Genomic DNA, 1,248 nt, shown 5'->3' with positions numbered 1-1,248 from the left:
TATATAAACACCAACCTGTCCCCCGCTAATTACTCCTTTAGTTTCAATATTGCCTATTTGATAAGAATTTTTAGAATCATTTAATACAATCCCATGGTTTTTAGCTAGAATAGTTCCCGTGTTGTTGATATTATCTATAGTCATAGATACTTTATCAAAATTATTTTGTTCATCTCTAAATGCTATTCCATTATCCTCTGCTATAATAGTTCCTGAATTATTTATAGTTTTTACATGAATAGCTTGAGCATTTTTCCAGCCTATATCATATAATTCAATTCCATTTTTTTTTGCTTCAATAATACCAGAATTATTTATATTATCTATAGTGCTTCCCGCTAATACTGCAATCCCAGCACCACCAGCTTTAATGGTACCTGCGTTATTTACAAGTTCACCTTTAACAGAATTTGCATCCACCCATGATAATTTAATACCGTCTCCGTTAGATTCAATAATCCCACTTTTTTTATTATCGATGGTGCTAAATTTTCCACCAGCGAGATATATACCATGATTATCTGCTTTATTAGAATTGTTTTTTATAAGTCCTGAATTTGAGATATTATTAATGGTACTTTCTCTAGAAAATATTCCACCATATCCATTCCCAATAATAGTACCTGTATTGTTAATAGTATTTATAGTGCTATTGATGTTACCTTTTTGCTCAACATGAATACCACTGCCATTGCTACTAGTAATTAAACCTCCATTATTAAGTGTTTCTAGTCTACCTCCATTATCAACTTTTATACCACTAGAACCACCTTTTATAGTCCCACTGTTTTCTAAATTTTGCAATGTAGCACTATTAACTTTAACACCATCACTTCCATTAATAGTACCAGTATTTTTTAAGTTAGATATAGTAGTTCCACCTGCTACATTAACACCAACTCCACTTGTAGATTTAATAGTTCCACCATTAGTAAAATTAGTTATAGTGGTATTACCCAAATATATTGCTTCACCACTTCCTGATTGTATTAAACCTGAGTTTTCAAATTTTTCAATTGTTGATTTGTTGCTACCATTACCCCAAACAGTAATAGCAAATTTATTACTTCCATCACCTATTGTTCCACTATTGGTAAAATCTTTAATAGTTGAGCCACCATTGCTATTATTTCCTATATTAATTGCAGCACCATTTGATCCTCCACCATTAACATTACCTGCATTATTGATAGTTACATTAGTAGCACCTTGACTTACATTGATAGCGTTATTGTTACTTGCATTTAT

The 1,248-nt window shown here is 31.2% G+C and carries 1 pseudogene; it reads right to left on the bottom strand.

Going from position 1 to position 1,248, the window contains the following annotated elements:
• A pseudogene (locus tag L8V77_RS07625) lies at positions 1 to 1,248 on the bottom strand (hypothetical protein); the annotation flags it as partial.

The sequence above is a fragment of the Campylobacter sp. IFREMER_LSEM_CL2127 genome, assembly GCF_025771745.1.
Lineage (GTDB): Bacteria > Campylobacterota > Campylobacteria > Campylobacterales > Campylobacteraceae > Campylobacter_D.
The sequence above is the reverse complement of the archived record's forward strand: the minus strand, read 5'-3'. Positions and strand labels throughout refer to the sequence as shown.